8 protein-coding genes are annotated in these 16,845 nt (G+C 40.3%); 2 read left to right on the top strand and 6 right to left on the bottom strand.

Annotated elements, in window-relative coordinates; translation table 11 throughout:
• Position 1 precedes the first annotated feature (1 nt).
• The 6 genes from ACXAH9_RS04850 to ACXAH9_RS04825 form a co-directional block, all read right to left on the bottom strand.
• A complete protein-coding gene (locus ACXAH9_RS04850) occupies positions 2-1,264 on the bottom strand; it encodes a glycosyl hydrolase family 17 protein (protein ID WP_474893733.1) in 1,263 nt (420 codons plus the stop codon).
• 9 nt (positions 1,265-1,273) lie between these two features.
• Complete coding sequence (locus ACXAH9_RS04845; protein WP_474893732.1) at positions 1,274-2,704, bottom strand: MFS transporter; 1,431 nt, start codon at positions 2,702-2,704, stop codon at positions 1,274-1,276.
• 105 nt (positions 2,705-2,809) lie between these two features.
• Complete coding sequence (locus tag ACXAH9_RS04840) at positions 2,810-4,375, bottom strand: RagB/SusD family nutrient uptake outer membrane protein (protein ID WP_474893731.1); 1,566 nt, start codon at positions 4,373-4,375, stop codon at positions 2,810-2,812.
• A gap of 35 nt (positions 4,376-4,410) precedes the next feature.
• Complete coding sequence (locus tag ACXAH9_RS04835; RefSeq protein ID WP_474893730.1) at positions 4,411-7,506, bottom strand: SusC/RagA family TonB-linked outer membrane protein; 3,096 nt, start codon at positions 7,504-7,506, stop codon at positions 4,411-4,413.
• 34 nt (positions 7,507-7,540) lie between these two features.
• Positions 7,541-8,656, bottom strand: a complete 1,116-nt coding sequence (locus ACXAH9_RS04830; protein WP_474893729.1) for a family 16 glycosylhydrolase — start codon at positions 8,654-8,656, stop codon at positions 7,541-7,543.
• 62 nt (positions 8,657-8,718) lie between these two features.
• Positions 8,719-10,176, bottom strand: coding sequence for a PKD domain-containing protein (locus ACXAH9_RS04825; RefSeq protein WP_474893728.1), 1,458 nt, complete (start codon positions 10,174-10,176; stop codon positions 8,719-8,721).
• A 229-nt stretch (positions 10,177-10,405) separates the two neighbouring features.
• Between ACXAH9_RS04825 and ACXAH9_RS04820 the strand changes: the two genes are divergently transcribed.
• Positions 10,406-13,264 (top strand): helix-turn-helix and ligand-binding sensor domain-containing protein, encoded by a 2,859-nt coding sequence (locus tag ACXAH9_RS04820; protein WP_474893727.1) that lies wholly within the window; start codon positions 10,406-10,408, stop codon positions 13,262-13,264.
• An 88-nt stretch (positions 13,265-13,352) separates the two neighbouring features.
• Complete coding sequence (locus tag ACXAH9_RS04815) at positions 13,353-16,823, top strand: amidohydrolase family protein (RefSeq protein WP_474893726.1); 3,471 nt, start codon at positions 13,353-13,355, stop codon at positions 16,821-16,823.
• Positions 16,824-16,845 lie beyond the last annotated feature (22 nt).

Raw genomic sequence — 16,845 nt, 5'->3', positions numbered from 1 at the left:
TTTACTCGCTTTCTACAGTTTTTAAAGTTTGTGGTGGCAACACCGTTTTCATCAAAGCATTCTTATCTCCATTAAAGGAGTTGGTGATTGGATAGCCATTTCTGGTAATACCTTCAAAAGCTCCTTGATCTACCAGATCCCATAATGCATACTTCGCTTCACCTTGGAGTGTGATCAAACCAAAGTGGTTTTCAGATCCCATGGGGTTTCTATCATCCTTCCACGATTCATCAAAAATTTCAAAATAAAAGCAGGTAATATTTTGCTCTTCGCACTTTTTTAGAATGCCTTCGTAGTATAGCTTTTGTTTGTATTCATCTGCAGCCTTTGAGCCCTTAGGCCCGTACCAATCATTGGTTTTACTGGACCATCCTGTTTCTGTGATATGAATCGGCTTATCAGGAAAACCAATGTTGGTGACATAATTCTTTACACTCTGATATTGAGCCATAGCATAATCCACTGAACGCTGAATAGCTAATTCGCTTTTCTCTGCTGCAGATAGCGAATCAATATTTGGACGCAACCAAAAATGTGGATTGTAATGGGTATCATGGAATGGGTAAGTGTGCATGGCGATGAAATCAACCGCACTCACCAACTTCTCAAGATTTCTTTTGTGGTACACATGATCTCCACCACCCCAGGAAGCAAAATTATCTGAGCTGGTAATCCAAAGATCTTTTGGCAACTTGCCCTCTTTCTTTAATTCCTGAAGCAGGTTCACCCACCTAAGAATAACATTCGGTGCTACGTGGTATCCCTGCCAATGAACCATTGCTTCGTTTCCAACAGCAATTATTTTGACAATGTCAGGATACTCATTGGTAAGCCGAATGGCTTCATCAATTTCTGATTTGATCCACTTAAGGTTTCCTTGATTATGCACAGCAGTATCATCTACAATATCACAGGCAACCCATGCGCCGAGCATCACATACATTTCAAAATCAGCATCTTCGTTTTTCTTCTCCCGAATGGCCTGCAACAGATTAGCAACCTGCTCATCTCCCGTGGTATTATATGTACGCAGTATCTTCACTCCCATTGCTGAGAGTATATTCAGGTCTTCCTTCAGGTCAGCAACCGAAGGCACTGAATCCCGGGTCAATTCTCGAAAACCGCCAAAACACATGCCTGGATAATCCGGATTTCCTAATATTTCAGATGCCGATTTTGATGCCTTCATAGATTTATTATCAGTACAACTCACTATTACGATTGAAATAAATAGAACCAGTACATACTTAAGGAGCTTTTCCATATCAAATATTTATTCATGAATATCCCCTCTTCTTTCTATTAACTCAGCCTTTATTTCCTCGACACGCGTTTCATTTAAATCATACCCCCACATTACCCATATAGCCAGTGCTGCTGTGGACGCAGGTATAATAATATCCGCAAGTCTTAAATTGGTCATTGCTTCCACCGTTTGAGTAGGCGCACCTGACTCAAATCCAACCAGTTTAAGAACTAAACCAGCGAGGATCAGAGCGATTGCCTGACCTATTTTGACCATGAGCCAATAAATGGCACCAAAAGTTCCCTCTTTCCGAGGCATGCCATTTCTCAATTCATCTAAATCACACACATCGGCAGTCATGCTCATCATCAAGGTAAAGAGGCCTCCAATACCAAAGGACATCAAAGGAATTGGCATGAATAATAGCCAAGGATTCGATGGATTGAAACCCCACCATTTGAGAGAATAGCCAACGATTGAAATAATCGTTGCAATGATGAAGGCGTTGCGTTTTCCAAACTTATCTGACAGGAACGAGATAATAGGTATTACCAAAAACGCTGTAGCTACTGCACTCATGGTTGCAAACCAGGCAGGCCATGTGCCCGTGAGCCCATAGTCACCATTAAACATGTGGAAGACAATGATGAAGTAGGCAAATCCTGCTATTAGCTGAAAGCCATTGAAAACCAGAAATGTGGCACCACACAATCTGAGAAAAGGTCCATTATTCGATATCTCTATGATACTTTTCCAGAGCTTAGCTAAATTCTTGAAAATATTGGCAAAATTCAGTTCTGCTCGGTTCTTCATCTCACTTGCATCGAGACCTTTACAAAACAAGCCTGGTAGAATGCCAAGTAAAATGCAAGTCCCACCTACGATAATTGACATCTTTCGTACACCCTCATCCTGTGTTGCGAAGAGGTCAGGGTCTGCTACTACTACCCAAAACCATGGTACCACCATCCAGGCGATTTGTCCCATCGTCTGAGCGAATGCCATCAGGCGTGTACGTTCATTATAATCGGTTGTCATTTCGTACCCTAATCCAACAAATGGCGTAGCGTACATGGTATTTCCAAGGGTGAAAATCAATGAGAATATTAGAAAGTACCAGAAGTTGTAATCCTGTGAATTGGCAACATTTAACTGCCACAGAAGGGCGAAAATGACACCACTTAATATTGCTCCTATTACGATGTATGGTCTTCTTCTACCCCATTTTGATTTCGTATTATCTGAGATGAAGCCCATGATGGGATCGGTTATCGCATCAAATAATCGTGGAAGACCACCAAGTAAACCAGCCATCAATGGATCCATTCCAAAGGCTGTAACCAGAAAGAACATGAAAATTTGCAATGATGCAGGTAAAAGGTTTAATACCAAATTACCTGTACCATATGCCATTTTCTGACCAAAGGGGACTATATCTTTTGGGTCGGTTAGTTTCAAATTTTTCTACGTATTAATCTATTGTTCATCCAGGTTAGGGCACAGTTAGTACAGTGATGCCGACAAAAACACCGGCAAAACACTTTTCCCAACACATCGGACTATTTAATACCCTTCGTTTTGGACTAAAACTCCATTAGACAAATCAATCTCTGTTTGAGGAATTGGGATAAAACCTCTCGTAGCAGAATTAAACGAATGATCGTAAACTTGTGCTGGTCCTGTGTAATTTGGACCGATAACCCCTGTAACTGTTAGCTCTTGAGCTGCAACAGACTGTCCTCTTCTTAGAAGATCCCAATACCGTATTCCCTCTCCAGCCAATTCCATTCTCCGTTCATCAAAAAGCGCATCTTCCGAGTAGCTACCAAGATCTGATAATCCAACCCTTTGTCTAACAAGATTAATATATGAGACGTTACTCCCAATCTCGGCGGCCATTAACAAGACATCAGCAAATCTTATAGCCCGATAGTTACTCATGTTATGTAGTTCTGGTGTTCCTTGACCTCCTCTGTCAACCAATCTCGTTGTATATTTTGCGTTGTAATATCCGGTATGCTGATAAGCTCCAGTATTTAATGTTATACCTGCTTCACTTTCAAGATCTGACTGTTGAAGAATTGTCAATGGTCTTCTTGGATCACCGCTCATATCAGAAAATAATTTATGTGAAGGAACAGCAAAAGACCAACCTCTATAATAAATGGCAGAATTGGTAATTCTTGGACCCATCATTTGTGCTGCCAGATTACCTTCAACATATTGTTCAGTGCCCCAGTCTCCACCAACAGGCTCACCTGCATATGAAATTTCAAAAACACTCTCAACTCCAAATTCTGTAGACGAAAGAAACAAATCCCCAAAGTTGGGTTCCAGAGCATGTCCGCTATTATTGATTACATCTTCCAGCTGAGTGAGAACATAAGAATCATCGATTGCAGTACCATCTGCATTCATGCCATTCCCATAAACGCCTTGCTCAAACAAGAAAACCCTGCCCAACAGTGCTTTTGCAGCCCAGCGCGTAGCTCTACCAGTTAATCCTGAACTGTAAGATTGTGGTAAGTTATTGAGTGCAAATACCAAATCAGCCGCGATAAAATCATAAACTTCTTCAGGGTCAGATTGAGGGATTTTTACATCAGATGCACTTGTCGGTGTAAAATCCAATAGTACGATATTCTCAAAGAACCTTACAAGTTCAAAATTGAAATAAGCTCTTAAAAATCGTGCTTCGGCAATTAATTGATTTCTCTCATCATCAGAAATATCATCCAGTTCCTCAGCTTTCTCAATAGTAAAATTTGCTCTGTATATACCTGTGTAGTTCCTTGTCCAAATTGACTGAACAATTCCATTAGCAGTACCGATTTGGAATAGATTAAATTCATCTTCATCTGCACCATCCCCGGCATCCTGACCACCCGCATAAGCATCATCCGAGAGAACTTCCGAGATGACCAGATATGGCGACCATGGAAGGTCTCTCCCCTTTTGATGACCTAAAACATCATAAGCTGATATAAGAGATTCCTCAACTCTCTCCGGTGTAGTAAAATAATTACTTGCAAATACAGAACCCTGCGGCTCAACATCCAAAATGTCACTACTGCAGCCTATAGCATTGATTGCCAAGAGCAATATTGCTAATCTCTTGTTGATTATCATATTTAAAATTTTCATAGCTTTTTACTTCAGATTAATTAAAACGAGATACTTGTTCCAACCCTAAATATTCTCGGTTGTGGATAGATTCCACGATCTATTCCTGTATCCACTACAGTTGGTCCACCAACTTCAGGATCAGCCCCTTCATACCCAGTTATTGTTACTAAGTTTTCTACCGAGAAATACACTCTCCAGTTAGTAGCTCCAAACCGATTAATCAAGTCAGAAGAAAAAGTGTATCCGACTTGTACATTTCTTACCCTCACAAAGGATCCATCTCTGATATTTATCATATCGGTCACACGCGTGTAATTCCGATTAGGATCACTAACAGCAAACCTTGGGTAACTTCCGGTCGGGTTGTCAGTTGACCAACGATCAAGAATGTTTGTGTGACGGTTAGAAGTTGGAATATCTGGTCGACCCATTCCGTTGAACACTTCTAGACCGAATGAACCAGCCAATAAAGCACTAAAGTCAAAATTCTTGTAATTAACAGATAAATTAGAACCTAGAATCCAATCCGGTAGCGGACTTCCAATCACCGTTCGGTCATCATCTGTAATTGTACCATCTCCATTAACGTCAACGTATCTTATATCACCCGGTTGAGCATTTGGTTGTATCGGATTTCCTGTACTTCCAATGTAAGAAAAGATCTCACTTTGATTTCGGAAAATACCATCTGTCTTGTATCCAAAGAAACTAGTCACCGGTTGCCCTTCAATGATTCGGGTCACTTCCCCGGCCAAAGCCCAAGTGGCCCCTGGAATGAATCCTGACTCATCGGCAATTTTAGTCATAGTGTTTTTATTATAGGTAGCATTGACTGAAACCGAATAATTAAAATCTCCAGAGGTGTTTCTCCAGCCCAATTCAATCTCAAATCCCTCATTTTGCATTTCTCCTACATTATTGAATGTACCTGGAATTCCTAAAGTCCCCGGCAGTCGTTCAAATTGCAGTAATCCTTCTGTAACTCTTTTATAATAGTCTAATGTCGCAGTAAGTCGGTTATCAAACAATCCGGTTTCAATGGCTATATCAAGTTGATTCGACGACTCCCACCTTATATCTTGGTTAGCAAAGAATTGTGGAGTGGCTCCTTGAAATGGCGCTCCTTGCAGGTTGTAGGCTATGTTAAAATCCACAGGCGACTCAAATGCAAACCCTGGAATTCGGTCGTTCCCGTTTTGTCCCCATGATGCCCTAATTTTTAAGAAGCTTAAGTTGTTAATCTCTGGAAAGAAAGGTTCTTCATTAATCACCCAACTAGCACCAAAAGACCAAAAATTACCGAATTGATTATTTGCACCAAAGTTTGAAGAACCATCTCTTCTGTAAGTAGCCGAAAGAGAAACTCGATCCTTATAATCATATAATATTCGGCCAAAATAGGAAAATAATGAGCTATTGAATGCTCCACTACCCGCTATAAAGGTGGAATCAACTCCTAAACTTAAATATCTCAGATTTGGATTCTCAACAGGGGCCCCCTGAGTTGAACCAAAGAGGTCTTCAAAGCGTCTTTCGACTGCCGTAGTTCCTACAAGGCCATTAAACCTGTGATCACCTACCTCCTTTTCGTACATTAGCGTATTCTCCCACTGAACAGTTATATTTCTTGCAAAGCTTTTCGACAATTGCGTGAAAGGCCTGTTATTGGTAGCCGACAGGAAGTACGTATCATTGAAATTATTATTTTCTAACAAGCTTAAATCAATCCCTCCATCCGTTTTGAATGTCAATCCTTCAATGGGATACACTTCTGCATACATTCGACCAAGAATCTGGTCTTTACTGAAGCTTCCATTTTGCAACTCCAACTGGGCAAGCGGATTCACTACCTCTTGCCCAACATTGTTTGAAATAGCATAAACCCTACCGAACTCATCCCTAACGACTGGATTATTTAAGTAAAACCTGGTAGGATCGTTTAGTACGTCTGCATCAGTTTCAAATACTGCAGTAAGTGGATCCAGATTCAGTGCGCTTCCTAGTTCACTATTGAAAGATCCATTACTAGTGACGCCTCTGGTTTTCAGGTGAGTGTAATTCACGCTCGCCCCTATTTTGACATAATCATTTAGTTTAGACGATCCTTTCAGTCTTCCAACGTAACGCTCCAATTTCGATTTATCTCCTCCAATCACTCCCTCCTGATTGAAGTAAGATGCGCTTGCCGCAAAAGTTGCCTTCTCATTACCTCCTGACAAGGAAATTTCATGCGATTCAATGGGTACGTTACTGCTGTAAAGTTCTTTTTGCCAATCAGTATTGTTTTGAGGTATCTCATTTTCATCAAATGGTACCCCATTGAGGTTGGTGGCACCCCCATCCGCCATTAATTGCTGATATTGGGAGGCATTCAAAACATCTACTGTTTTTGCCACATTCTGAACTCCAATGTAACCTGAGTAAGTGATCGATGTTTGACCTGGTGTCCCAGATTTAGTAGTAATCAGAATTACTCCATTTGCAGCTCGAGCTCCATAAATGGAAGAAGATGCAGCATCCTTTAATACTTCAACTGATTTAATATCACCTGCATTCAGGTTATCAATACTGTTAACAGCGATTCCATCAACCAAAATAAGCGGGCTATTGTCGCCGTTCGTACCAATTCCTCTTATTCGAATTTGAGGCGCTTCCCCCGGTTGTCCAGATTGATTTAAGATTTGTACACCGGATACTCTACCCTGTATCGCTTGATCTATTCGAGCTACTGGCTGCTTGTTAAGTTCTTCAGAGTTTACGCTGCTAATCGCTCCTGTTAATACTTTCTTTTTCCTTGTTCCATATCCAATAACAACAACCTCTTCCAATTCATCCATATCCTCCGAAAGCGTAACATCAATAACAGATCGTTGACCAACTAATACTTCCTGTTTTTCAAAACCGATATAGGTAAATGAAACAACAGCTTCAGTTGATGAGACATTAAGCGTGTAATTTCCATCTATATCCGTTATGGCTCCATTGGAAGTTCCGACCTCTAGTACAGTAACTCCTGGTAAAGTTTCGCCGTTCGGATCTGTAACGGTTCCAGAAACGGTAACTTGGGCTTGAACTATCAAAGAGAATAATAGCATCAATCCAGTGGCTAAAAATATTTTTAATCTATTGATCATTTGGAAGGTGTTTTTAAATTTTAGTATTTATTTGTCACTGATTATCTTGAAACACACGTACATAATCTACTATCATATGCTGTGGGAATACCGTTGTAGAATCAGGGTTTCCTGGTAAGTTTCCTCCAACTGCCACATTAAATATGAAGAAGAATTGATTTCTAAATTCTGATAAATTTTCTGGTGTAATGTCTATGACATAAAATTGTTGATCATCGACTAACCATCTAATTTGATCAGCCTCCCAAATCAGGGTAAAAACATGAAATTGATCATTGAATGTATTGTTGGATAAAGAATAATAGGAATTTGAATCCCCGCATGTACATTGTCGATTTCCGTCTGGCCCTGCCCAATGTAAAGTACCAAATACCTCGTCAGGATTTTGTCCCACCAATTCCATAATATCAATTTCTCCGCAAGCTGGCCATCCGACTTGTCTGAAGTTTGCGCCTAACATCCATAATGCTGGCCATATTCCCTGTCCTTTTGGTAACTTAGCACGGATATCAACCCTCCCGTACTGAAATTCAAATTTATTTTCTGTGGTCAATCTCGAAGATGTATATGAGCTATTGCTGATTGATTCTCTTCGAGCCGCAATAACTAAATATCCTTCTGTTAATGTAGTATTATCCTCTTGATAATATTGAAGTTCATTATTACCCCAGCCATTATTTCCTGTGCCAATTTCGTAATTCCAATCTTCCTCATTTAACAGTGTATCATCAAATTCATCACTCCAGATCAATGTCATACCACTATATGATGTCGGTGTTGAATACCCAGTATCATCTATTGGTCCGAGACCTGTATTCAGCCCGATTGAGACCGATTTTTCTTCCCGTAGGAATTTCCCTGAGGCACCTATTGCTTTCACTTCTATATTATAAGTGCCATCATCTGAATAAGTATAATCTAAAAGACCTGTCGTATTTGAAATTATATCGCTTCCATCGCCCAGATCGAACTCATAGTCAACGATGTTCTCTGCTGTTGCAACAATAGAAATAGCTCTGGAATCCTCAGATACAGTAACCTCTACCTGGAGATTTGCTGGCTCATCATTGGATTTGGTTGGAGATGAATCATTGCATGAAAAAACGTTGAATATTACAAGGAAAAGCAGAGAGATAAATTTAGTTTTCATTTTGTTATGTATAAAAAAATCGCGTCAGATTTTCATCATGACGCGATTTCATTAACCTAAAATTACTCTACTAATACGATATCATCGAAGTAGTGAGTTCGTGCTCCTGATTTGTCTGATTGATCCCCATTTGGATCAAAGTCAAAGAAGACTGCAATCACATCATATAAAGCCTGATCATTGCTTGTGTAAAGCACCTCAAACTCTTCCCATGTGTCTGCTGCAGTTACAGTAAAGTCTGTTTCAGTAGCTACATTTGAGTCTGCACTATCCTCAAGCTTAAACTTAACCGTAGCACCTGCTATTGGAGACCGAACTTTAAACTTAATGGTTTTCTTGACTGAAAAGTCTATGTATCCACTTAGCTGCGTAGAAGCTCCAGAGTAAAATTTACTTGCGTCAGGTTCCACAAGTTCTCCTACCGTTGCACTGGTATTGATTCCCGATTGATCTGGATTTGTGATTTCTGCAAAAGTCATTCCTCCTCCTGCATCATCAGTTCCTCCAAATGGACTAAAAGTAGCAGAGGTTGTTTCAAAATCAATATCTACAACATCAATAAGTGTTTTCTCTACTGGAGGGCACTCATCAACTACGATTGCATCTGATGCATTTTCGTAACTAACGAGCGTGAAACCCCAATAACCAAATACCGCACCAGCATCATCTGTGAGGTTAGTTTCTAATACCAAGGTATCAGCGGCACCTTCAACTTCAACTAGTTTCGCCACAGTATATGTTACGGTAGGTTGTGGTTCTGTGTATTCTTTGTCAGTTCCTGCTTTTGTAAGCCCGATAAAACCGCCTTCTATAGTAAGTGTTGAAGTACTTGGATCGTACGTAAATGCATGAGTCCCTGAATTCCAGTCTGTAAGGTCTTCGCCAGCAGGACCAACATATTCGGCATCTGTAGCAGCAAAACACTCTTCTGATCCATTGGCAAAAAGACCTCCCTCATACCAGTAATCACCATTGTTTTCATATGTAAATGTGCCATCAGTATTAAATGTCCAGGTATCATCGAAAATACACTCTCTTGAACATAAATCTGCAATAGCAAACCAAACAGCAGATCGATCTGTTGGACCCACTTCAATTGGATTAACACCAGTAGAATTGTCAGCAACAAGCTGCCATACTTTACCATTATCACCAATCAATGCACGCTGAGCCGCCAGTGGATCGGTAATTGTAATATCGGTTGAAAACTCAGAAGTAATACCTGACTCATTAGAAGCAATCAAAGTAACGGTGTATGTACCAGCCTCTGCATATGTATGAACAGGATTTACTTCTATACTGGTTGCACCGTCTCCGAATGCCCAGGCATAGGCAACAGCATTGGTAGAGAAGTTAGTAAACGTAACTTCTGAAAAGTTTTCTTCACTTATTTCAAATTGGAAACTAGCGATTGGTTCTAGAGGAGCGGCATCATCATCACTAGAACACGACATCAAAATTGCCAATGTGGAAAAAGCCACAATGACACTTAGCATTTTTAAATGTTTTAAATTTTTCATTTGGTTAATTATTTAAATGTATGATTACAATCCGTGATTTCTTATTTCCGCAGATCGGTTAGACTAATCTACAGGTATAGAGTCCAAAATCTAATTTATCTACCACATCAAAAACTCATCATGAGAAACTATTCAATACATCAATGGTTTAGTAAATATTTGTTTTTGAATAATTAGGGCTATTTTTAATTTCTCAAAAATTTCTTACTTAAAAAATGAAAACTCTACTATGAGGTTGTCATTTATATTGATTTTATTAAATCTTTCAATAGAGTCTAGTTTATCTCAGCACATAAACAATTCGAAGACTCAATTAAATTCTGTCCCTTTAATTACTACATATAAGCCATCCGACTACAACGCAGGTATACAGAATTGGTCAATCACTCAAGACACTTCCGGCTATTTTTACATAGCCAATAATTATGGTTTACTAGAGTTTGACGGAGCTAGCTGGAATAACTACCCAATCGAAGGTTCCACTAAAACAAGATCTGTATTAGTAGACAACCGGACTAACCGCATTTTTGTTGGAGGGCAAAAGCAATTGGGTGTTTTCGAAAGAATTCAATCAGGAATCACATACAAAAGCCTTGTGCATTTAATACCAGACTCCATTAGCTATGATGAAGTTTGGGACATTGTCATGTTCAAGGACACTATTTATGCCAATATTGACGGAACACTTGCACGATTAGATCAGGAACAATTGATTCCTCTTCCAGGTATGAATTCAACTGATTTTATTACCATCTATGATGATGAGTTGCTAGCAGGGTCTGAGGAGGGATTATTTCGTTTATCCAATCAAAAACTAATCGCATTAAAAAACAGTGAAGGTTATAACTTCAGAGGAGTTTCAAAGAGTAGCTCGGATTCCTTTTTGTTTTTTACTTACGATGGAGACGTTCTTACCTACGAAAACAATCAATTAAAGAGGATTACCACTCCATTTGAAGTATTTCTCAGAGATGCCAAAATCAATAAGGTACTCACACTGAAGAACAACAATATTGTTATCGGAACTCAAAATAATGGCTTACTAATTGTTAATCAGCAGATGGAGTCCATTCTTCACTTGACTAAAAATAAAGGGCTGAATCACCGGACTGTTACGGCATTATATGAGGATGATTTTAAGAATTTATGGGTAGGATTAAATAACGGGATTTGCGTTGTTGAGCTGGGCACTCCATTTTCACTGATAAATGAAGATATAGGATTGGAAGGGACAGGTTATGCAGCAGCTTTTCAGAATGGAAAAACTTATTTAGGTACGAGCAGTGGACTTTTTGAAGCGCACGGTTCAATCACGCAAACAGATAGAATCGCAGGGTACAAATTGATATCTGGGAGTGAGGGACTCGTCAACAACGTTCAATCAATAGATAACAAGATCTTATTGAGTCATCATGAGGGCGCATTCATACTAACATCTAATGGATTTAGGCAATTTTTTGATAAAACTGGTGTTTGGGCCTTTAAAAAGTTATCTGATAATAAGCTACTAGGTGGAACTTATGAAGGATTTCGACTATTTAATCAACATTCTGGTTTGCCATGGACAGATAAAAGCCCAAACCAATTCAATGAATCATCACGTGTATTTGAGTTCATTAATGATAGCACTTTATGGATGACTCATGGTTATAAAGGAGTATTCAAGGTGCGTCTAAGAAATGATAGCATTTACAGCGTTAATCACTATGGAGCAGATAAAGGCTTCCCTTCAGATATCTTGATTAGTGTCTATAAAGTTAGTGGACAGTTAATCTTTACAGCAGAAACGGGTATTTATCAATACAATGATAAAACGGATCGTTTTGAACGACATCCATTTCTTAATCGATGGTTTGGAAGTAGGCATGTTAGTAAAATAAAGGAGCTCGATAACGGTGATATTTTCTACATCGCCGACGGACAGTTAGGATTCCTCAAAAAAGTATCTATTGGTGTCTATGAGCCTAAAGAAAAGCAGTTTAAAAAAATCAACAGTTACATCAGTGATGACCTTGAGAATATAAGTTTAAGCAATGATGGAGATATTCTTGTAGGTGCCAAAGAAGGATTTATTCATTACCAACCTCTTCACGACAATCAGTTTGAAGAATCCTTTAAAACTTATTTGAAGCAGGCATCTGTTACTGATCACTCGAATCAAAGCATTGTGATATCTGGTCCATTTTTTCAGTCTGTCAACATAAAAAGACCAAAACGGATACGGCTTGAATATTCGGCTCCTTATTATGATGGACTAAATAACATTCGCTTCGCATACAGATTGTTACCATATGAAGATAACTGGTCTGATTGGAGTGCCACCAACTGGAAAGAGTATACGAATCTCTCCTCTGGTGAATACACCTTTGAGATAAAAGCAATAAATATATACGGTGTTGAAAGTGAAATAAGCCAATACGCTTTTTCAGTAAATCCAAGATGGTATGAATCAAGTACGGCTGTTGCCATATATACCCTTGTTGTGCTTTTGGTATTTACTTCGGTTCTTTACACTCGAGAGAAAAAACATAAGTCTGAAAAAGAAATCATCCATCAAAGTAAAGAAGAAGAAATTCGATCGAAGGAACGTGAAATATCTGAGTTTTCTGAAAAAACAAGCCAACAAATTCAGCAACTAAAAAACGAAAATCTTAAAAAGGAAATCGACCACAAAAACAGTCAGCTCGCATCTGTAACCATGCACTTGCTCAGCAAAAATGAGTTTGTCATGTCCATCAGGAAAAAACTATATGAAGTAGCATCTAACACTAAGACTGATAATGATTCCTTACAAAAAATTGTAAAATCGATTGATAAGAATATTGATGAAGATGAGGCTTGGGAGACATTCGTTCATCACTTCGACCAGGTGCACGGAAAATTTCTACAAAGGCTCAAAGAAGAAATAAGTTTAACGCCACAAGAAACGAAGCTTTGTGCATACCTAAAAATGAATATGAGCACTAAGGACATAGCTAACCTGATGAACATTACAGTTCGGGGCGTAGAACTAGCCAGGTACCGACTCAGAAAAAAGCTGGGAATAAATAGAGATGTTAACCTTGTCTCCTATCTCGACAGGTTTTAACAGTGTCCAAAGACGACCATTCATGTAACTTATTTCCAGTCATCTCAATTTTTACGATAAATTGGAGTCTTAATCCAATTTTAATTAGATGCGAAATTTACTAATAACCCTACTCGTTCTTGGAGGAACAATCCTCTTTGCGCAGGACGAAAAGAAATCTGAATCAGACTCAACTGAAGAAAAGAAAGCCACAAAAGAGCTTCCTTTGGAACCTGAGCGTTCTTTAAGACTAAAAACAACCGAGGGAACCTGGATTTCACTTGATGTACACCCAAACGGACAGAAGATCATCTTTGATATGATGGGTGACCTTTACACCCTTCCAATCACCGGTGGTAAAGCTACACGAATCACGAAAGGAATGGCTTTTGATGACCATCCTCGCTATAGCCCAGATGGGAATTATATCGTCTTTTCATCAGACCGAAGCGGCTCAGAGAACATCTGGACGCTGGACTTGACGGATGAAGAAGCAGAACCTAATCAGATCACCAAAGACAAAGACAAGTACTACCAGGCAGCTGAATGGTCGAACGACGGAAATTACATCTTCGCTGCAAAAGGCATCCGAACATTAAAAATGCATATGTACCACAAAGATGGTGGTGGAGGCATCCAGCTCATTAAGGAGCCAGACGGGTTACAAACCATTGAACCTGCATTCGGAAAAGATGATCGATACCTTTGGTTCTCTCGAAGAAATGGCGCCTGGAATTACAATGCTCAGATGCCACAATACCAAATTGCAACATATGATCGGGAAACAGGTGAGATTGCTACACAAACCAATCAATATGGGTCAGCATTCGCTCCTACCCTCTCCCCTGACGGGAAGTGGCTGGTGTATGCTTCCAGATACAATACTGAAACCGGACTGAGAAAAAGAAACCTTCAAACCGGGGAGGAAAGCTGGTTAGCCTATCCCGTGAGAAGAGACGATCAGGAGTCCAGAGCGAGGATGGGCGTTTATCCTGCTATGTCATTTACACCTGATAGCCAGTCAGTAATTGCATCTTATGGGGGCAAAATCTGGCGCATTCCTATTAATGGTGGAGAAGCTACTGAAATTCCATTCGAAGTAGACGAAGAACTGGATTTTGGTCCAATGGTACAGTTCGATTACCCCATCTATGACAGCACCAAAATGATTGCTAATCAGATAAGAGATGCACAGCGCTCTCCTGATGGATCTAAAATTGCATTCACAGTACTCAATCGCTTGTATGTGATGGACTACCCAAATGGCACTCCAAAACGTGTAACGAATAATAACTTCACAGAGGCATGGCCTACATGGTCACCAGATGGAAGCAGCATCGTCTTCTCATCATGGGAGGGCACTGAAGGACACATTTACAAAGTGCGAGCTTCAGGTGGCCGCCAATCAAAACTCACAAACCTAGGAGGTGTTTACAGCCGAATGGCATGGGATAAAAAGACAAATCGTATTGCTTTCCTCTATGGTACTGCAAAAGCATATGAAGAGGCAATTGGCCCCTGGGCATTTAGAGCTCAGGAAAACATTGGATGGATCAGCGCTGATGGTGGCAATGTAAATAAGATCAAAGCAGCCAGTGGTAGGAATCTCCCTCATTTTGTAGAAAAGGATGACCGAATCTACATGTACCACGGAGGGAAAGGGTTAATCTCGATGCGATGGGATGGATCGGATGAAAAAGAACACTTGAAAGTATCCGGTATCATGACTTACCCTGCCCTGATACATGATCACGATCACAGCATGCTAATGAACGGTGGACCTACCGAACCACAGCGAAAACCAAGTAATGCTGAATATGTGATCATGGCACCAAAAGGCGACAAAGCACTGGCCAAAATCAACAATGACGTATATGTGGTAACCGTGCCTCCTGTTGGTGCGGAAACAGTGAAAATTTCAGTATCTAATCCGGACAATGCAGCTTTCCCAAGTTGGAAACTTACCACCTTCGGTGGTGAATTTGCCCATTGGAATGAAGATGGAAATACAGTGAATTTCACGTTAGGCAATGCCTATTTCGCTTATGACCTGGAAGAGGCCAAACGTGTGGCAAAAGAACTGGAAGAGAAAAAGAAAAAAGAAGAAGAGGAAAAGAAGAAGAAAGAAGAATCTGACGAAGATGAAAATGGAGACGAGGGTAATGACGATGAGGAAGAGGGAGATACTGATGATGAGCAAGACGACAATGAAACGGTAGCTGAAGATTCAAAAGACGAAGACAAAGAAGAAAAGGAGGAAGATGAAGGATACAAACCAAACGAAATCCGAATCAAAGTTGAAGTGAAGAAGGATATTCCTGAAGGTACAGTTTTATTAAAAGGTGCGCGCATCATTACCATGAACGGCGATGAGGTAATCGAGAATGGAGACATCCTGATTGAAGATGCTCGAATAAAAGCAGTCGGAGCTTCAGGTACTATTGATGCTGGCAATGCACAGGTTTTGGACATGAGTGGCAAGACTATTACACCCGGGTTTGTAGACACGCACGCACACATGTGGCCCAACTGGGGATTGCATAAAAATCAGGTATGGGTATATGCTGCCAACCTTGCATATGGCGTGACTACAACGCGTGATCCACAAACTGCAACTACAGATGTGCTTACCTACTCTGACATGGTTGAGACCGGAGACATACTTGGACCAAGAGTATACTCAACAGGTCCTGGCGTAGGCTTCTGGTATTACAATATCAAAAGCCTGGAACATGCGCAGAATATACTGAAGCAATACTCTGAGTATTTCAATACCAAGACCATTAAAATGTACATCACAGGTAACAGGCAGCACAGACAGTGGATCATTCAGGCGGCCAAGGAACAAAAATTGATGCCTACTACTGAGGGTGCATTGGATATGAAGCTCAACATGACTCAGCTGATTGACGGGTATCCGGGACATGAGCACTCCTTCCCTATCTATCCGATATATAATGATGTGCTTTCATTAACAGCTGAGGCACAAATGGCTTATACACCTACTCTATTGGTTTCCTATGGAGGGCCATGGGCAGAAGAGTACTACTACTCAACAGAAGATGTACAAGGAGATGCTAAGATCAACTTCTTTACTCCGAAGCGAGAGTTAGACGGTAAGTCCAGGAGGAGAAGAGCCTGGTTCATTGAGGAAGAGCATATTTTCCCTCGACACAGTGAGTTCGTTGGAGACCTTGTTAAAGCCGGGGGAATTGCCGGTGTAGGTTCTCACGGCCAGCTACAAGGACTTGGCTATCACTGGGAATTATGGGCTACTCAATCGGGTGGTATGCCAGAACTTGATGCATTGAAAGTAGCAACTATTCTTGGCGCCAAGGCGATTGGCCTTAGCAAGGATGTTGGATCTATCCAAGCAGGCAAGCTTGCCGATCTGGTGATTATGGATAAAAATCCTTTGGATAACATTCGCAATTCCAACTCGATCACACATGTAATGAAAAATGGCAGACTCTATGATGGAAACACATTAGATGAAGTGTATCCAAGACAAAAGAAAGCTCCAGATTTCTACTGGGTGAAAGATGGACCGGATAGCATGAGCTTACCTGGAGAGGAGTAATCTTAAAACTTATTCTAGAATA

The organism is Ekhidna sp. ABH4_415 (genome assembly GCF_056161305.1).
This window is presented reverse-complemented; position numbering and strand designations above follow the sequence as displayed.

Coding starts and splice junctions, on each gene's coding strand:
- ACXAH9_RS04850 (WP_474893733.1), bottom strand. CDS start 1,264: ATGGAAAAGCTCCTTAAGTATGTACTGGTTCTATTTATTTCAATCGTA.
- ACXAH9_RS04840 (WP_474893731.1), bottom strand. CDS start 4,375: ATGATAATCAACAAGAGATTAGCAATATTGCTCTTGGCAATCAATGCT.
- ACXAH9_RS04835 (WP_474893730.1), bottom strand. CDS start 7,506: ATGATCAATAGATTAAAAATATTTTTAGCCACTGGATTGATGCTATTA.
- ACXAH9_RS04830 (WP_474893729.1), bottom strand. CDS start 8,656: ATGAAAACTAAATTTATCTCTCTGCTTTTCCTTGTAATATTCAACGTT.
- ACXAH9_RS04825 (WP_474893728.1), bottom strand. CDS start 10,176: ATGAAAAATTTAAAACATTTAAAAATGCTAAGTGTCATTGTGGCTTTT.
- ACXAH9_RS04820 (WP_474893727.1), top strand. CDS start 10,406: ATGAGGTTGTCATTTATATTGATTTTATTAAATCTTTCAATAGAGTCT.
- ACXAH9_RS04815 (WP_474893726.1), top strand. CDS start 13,353: ATGCGAAATTTACTAATAACCCTACTCGTTCTTGGAGGAACAATCCTC.